5 protein-coding genes are annotated in these 4461 nt (G+C 48.7%); all 5 read left to right on the top strand.

Features of this window, described 5'->3' with window-relative positions:
• Positions 1-286: 286 nt before the first annotated feature.
• Positions 287-952 carry a response regulator transcription factor gene (locus tag D1841_RS16505; protein ID WP_160644743.1) on the top strand — a complete coding sequence of 222 codons (666 nt, stop codon included), beginning with the start codon at positions 287-289 and terminating at the stop codon, positions 950-952.
• A complete protein-coding gene (locus D1841_RS16500; protein WP_016215688.1) occupies positions 949-2064 on the top strand; it encodes a HAMP domain-containing sensor histidine kinase in 1116 nt (371 codons plus the stop codon). Before D1841_RS16505 ends, D1841_RS16500 begins: the two co-directional genes overlap by 4 nt.
• A 98-nt stretch (positions 2065-2162) precedes the next feature.
• Positions 2163-3527, top strand: coding sequence for an ABC transporter permease (locus tag D1841_RS16495; RefSeq protein ID WP_160644741.1), 1365 nt, complete (start codon positions 2163-2165; stop codon positions 3525-3527).
• Between the two features lie 16 nt (positions 3528-3543).
• Positions 3544-3732: a hypothetical protein gene (locus D1841_RS16490; protein ID WP_016215690.1), complete on the top strand. Its 189-nt coding sequence runs from the start codon at positions 3544-3546 to the stop codon at positions 3730-3732.
• Between the two features lie 11 nt (positions 3733-3743).
• A complete protein-coding gene (locus tag D1841_RS16485; protein ID WP_160644739.1) occupies positions 3744-4391 on the top strand; it encodes an ATP-binding cassette domain-containing protein in 648 nt (215 codons plus the stop codon).
• Positions 4392-4461 lie beyond the last annotated feature (70 nt).

Below are 4461 nucleotides of genomic sequence, written 5' to 3'. Positions count from 1 at the left end.
CTTCAATGATACATCATTCAGCAGCGGGTGTCTTTATTTTGTGCAATATTTGGTATTTACTCATTTATAGTTATGAATCTAATAGAAATAGTAAATAGGGAAAGTATTTCACTTACAGCAAGGCGGGCCAGTTTCCTGTCAACATGAGCCAGTCTGCCTTGTGTGGATTGATCCGTTATGAAAGGCTTGCTTTTTCCCATTAAGTTCAGTACACTGTCAATCTGACACAAAGCATTTCATACTGTTTCCATATTGCTTTGGTATAATAATGTGAGGAGGTGTAAAAATGGCTGTTTTATTGATTGTGGAAGATGATACTGCCACCAACGAGGCAATCTGTGAATATATGAGATCCGCAGGGCATATTACCTTGTCGGCCCTTGATGGTGAACAGGGTTTGCAGATTGCAAGGGAGAAATCGGTTGATTTAGTGGTTCTGGATATTATGCTGCCGAAGCGAACCGGTTTGGAGGTATTAAAAGAATTGCGCCAAACAAGCAACATTCCTATCTTAATGCTTACCGCCCTTGACGATGAGCCTACTCAGGCGGCCAGCTTTGATGAACAGGCGGACGACTATATCACAAAGCCCTTTTCCATGCTTTTGCTGGGAAAACGGGTGACGGCCCTGCTGCGGCGGTGTGGGAAAAGTCCGGAACTGAAACAAATTCAGATGGGCGATATTACGGTGGATTTTGGCGGCTATACTGCTTCCGGGCCGGGCGGCTCTATTGACCTGACACCAAAGGAGATCGACCTGCTGAAATTGCTGATAGAGCATAAAGGTCTGGTGCTTACACGGTCGCAGATCTTGGACGAGTTGTGGGGATATGATTACCCCATCATTGACCGCACGATTGATACCTACATTAAAAATTTACGGAAAAAGCTGAGTCTTAACCGGATTGTAACGGTAAAAGGCGTTGGCTACAAGTATGAGGAACACCCATGAGAAATTTAAAGCTCTTTACTAAAATCTTCTTATACACCTTTCTGGTAATGCTGTTTGTCACCGTGATGGCTCATGTTTTTCTCTATGTGCTTGCGCCGCAAATGACCGTAAGCACCAACCGTTTTGTGGAAGGAGCCATTATTGAGAGTGATGTGAATACTGGTATTTTGATAAAATCCGCTATCGGAAAAGCACTGCCGGTATCCCTGCTTTGCTGCGCCATCATTTCCGCTGGGTGTTCCCTGTTGTTTTCCAGAGCCATGACGAGGCCGATCAAGCAGATTGCGGTTACAACGGAAAAGATGGAAAAGCTGGATAAGGCTGCAGCCTGCGTGGTGCATACGAAGGACGAGATTGGCGAGCTGGCCGCCCGCGTCAATAAGCTGTATGCCAGCCTGCTTTCCACCATTGAAAATCTGGAGGAAGAAAAGCAAAACGTCCGTGAGGCGGAACGGTTGAAAATTGATTTCCTGCGGGCCGCCTCCCATGAGCTGAAAACGCCGGTGACTGCCCTGAACGCGATTTTGGAAAACATGATCTTAGGCATTGGAAAATACAAAGACCGGGATCGCTGTCTGTTGGAATGTAAGGAGATTACCGGGCAGCTATCCTTTATGATTAAAGAAATTTTGGATACCTCCCGGCTGGATTTTACACAGGAGAAACAGGACGCGGAAACCTTTGACCTGTCTGAGCGTCTTCCGGCAATCTGCGAGCCCTATCAGTTGATTGCGAAGGCAAAGGGACTCGACTTTTCTTTCAGCATACAGGGAAAGTGCCCTGTCCACACGTCAAAGAAAAGCCTTGAAAAGATCCTGTCTAACCTGCTCTCTAATGCGGTCGCTTACACAAAGCCGGGATGCAAGATCACCGTTATATTGAACGCCCGACAGATAAAAATAGAAAATGAGTGTACGCCCATCCCGCCGGATAAGCTGGCCCATGTATTTGAGCCGTTCTACCGCCCAGACTTTGCCAGAGATCGCAAAGATGGAGGGAATGGGCTGGGATTATATATTGTAGATACGCTTTCAAAGGCCCTTGGGATGCCCTATCAATTTGAGGCGACCAAAAACCCGCCGGGAATGTGCTTTACCCTTTATCTCCCATAAAGCGATGGCTTTTTTTATCCGTTTCATACTGGTTCCATATTGGGGTGCTATGCTGTCAGCGTTGCAACACTTATCCTATATGAAACGGAGGTCATTCTATGAACTTTATGAATCGAGCGTGGCTGTATATCGTCCGCAAGAGGGGCAAGAGTATCCTTCTTTTTGTCATCTTGCTGGTGATGGCAACCTTTGTATTGACCGCTCTGGCACTGGGGAACGCTTCGAAAGCCGCCCAGCAGGAGCTGCGGCAAAGCCTTGGCGGGAGTTTTCTCATTGGCTTTGACTACACGGAAAACAACCCCTATTTGAAGGTGGAAAGCGTGGAGGGCGGAACCCTGATGTATTCCACCCAGCAGATCAGCCCGGAGCTGGTAGAGCAAATCCGGGAAATTGAGGGGATCAAGGAGTGCAGCGCCACCGTGGAGGGGCTGGCGGCGTTCCCCTCTCTGGAACTATTTACCGGCAATATCCCCATTGAGGAAGAATTTCGCGCATCCTCAAAGATTTTAAGCACATGGAAAAGCGAGGAGCTTACCCGGTTTACTTCCGGGCAGCTTACGCTGACGCAGGGGCGGCATATCCTGCCGGACGACAAAAACAAGGGGCTGATCAGCAAGGATTTGGCTGAGAAAAACGGCCTGAAAATTGGTGACAAAATCCAGACGGACAAAGGCGTGGAGATTGAGATTGTGGGCCTGTTCTCTCCAAAAGAAATCGAAGGCATCAACGATCAGGTGACAACCTACGATAAAATACAAAACCTTATCATCACCGACCTTGCCACTTTGGTGGCTTACGAAAACGGCCCCGCAATACAGGGCTTTAACGAGCTGACGGTATCGGTGAACGACCCGCAGAACATGGAGGAAATCATTTCTAAAGTAAAGGAAATCAGCGGCGTGGACTGGAAAGGCTTTTCTTTTCTGGTTGACAACGAGGACTATGAAAACGCCGCGTCCTCTTTGGAACAGTTATCGGAGCTGGTATCCACCATTTTGATGATCGCGCTGATTGTAAGCATCGCCTTCCTCTCGCTCATTCTAACCATGTGGGCCAGAACCCGCATCCATGAAACCGGCGTCCTGCTCTCGGTTGGGATCAGCAAGCTGTCCATCTTAGGGCAGTATATTGCCGAGGTTTTGCTGATTGCGATATTAGCATTTTCCCTCTCTTATTTCTCCGCCAGCGCCATTGCGGGCCAGATGGGAAACGTATTGCAATCCGGGCAGGCGGTAACGGAGGCGCAGCAGGAAGACGGCTTATCTGCCGGAACCCGTGGGGAGGCCGGAACAGATACCGGTGAGCCGGAAATCGAAACCCCGGAATTACAGGTTCGTGTACAGCTTGAGGAAATGGGCCTCCTATTCCTGCTGGGGATCGGGATTGTAACGGTATCCGCTGGAATATCCTCAATTTCCGTCATGCGGCTGAAACCGCGGGAAATTCTATCGAAAATGAGCTGAGAAAGGCGGTAACGATATGAAAAAAGTATGGAAAATGTTTTCTGTCCTCCTTTTTGTGGGATTGCTGTTCACAGGGTGTACCCCCAAGGAGAATAAATCAGACGAAACGCAGGAGCAATCCGGCTCGCCCATCATAGATTACGAGGTGCCGGATAAAGTAAAGGACTATGATTTTGACTATGAATTTGTGCCCGAAGGTGAATAGGAGGTGCCTCTATGGGAATTTTGGAACTGCAAAATCTAACATACTCTTATGACAAAAAGAGGAAGGTGCTGAGAGGGATCAATGCGCAGATGGAGGCGGGAAAAATGTATGCCATTCTCGGCCCGTCCGGGTGCGGCAAGACAACCCTTCTATCCCTGCTGGGCGGTCTGGACAGCCCCACAAGCGGGAATATCCTGTTTGAAGGGAAAGACATTGCACAGGCCGGATTGGCAGGCCATCGGAAAAAGAATGTTTCTTTTGTCTTTCAGAGCTACAACCTGATTGACTATATGACCCCGCAGGAGAATGTCCGGCTGACTTCAAAGAAACCGGCACTCCCGTTTCTGGAACGGCTGGGGCTGACGAGGGAGGAATCCAAACGGAACGTGCTGAAACTCTCCGGCGGCCAGCAGCAGCGGGTAGCCATTGCAAGGGCGCTCGCAAGCGAAGCTCCGGTGATTCTGGCGGACGAGCCTACCGGCAATCTGGACGAGGATACGGCTGGGGATATTACGGAAATCTTGAAAGAAAGCGCCCATCAGATGAAGAAATGCGTGATAGTTGTTACCCACTCAGGTGAGCTGGCAAAACAGGCGGATGTGGTGTTCCGGCTGAAAAAGGGTGAATTACAGATAGAGCAAAGCGAGAAATCTTCATAACTATAAATGAGTAAATACCAAATATTGCACAAAATAAAGACACCCGCTGCTGAATGATGTATCATTGAAG

The organism is Neglectibacter sp. X4, assembly GCF_009917365.1.
Taxonomy (GTDB): domain Bacteria; phylum Bacillota; class Clostridia; order Oscillospirales; family Acutalibacteraceae; genus Acutalibacter.
This window is presented reverse-complemented; position numbering and strand designations above follow the sequence as displayed.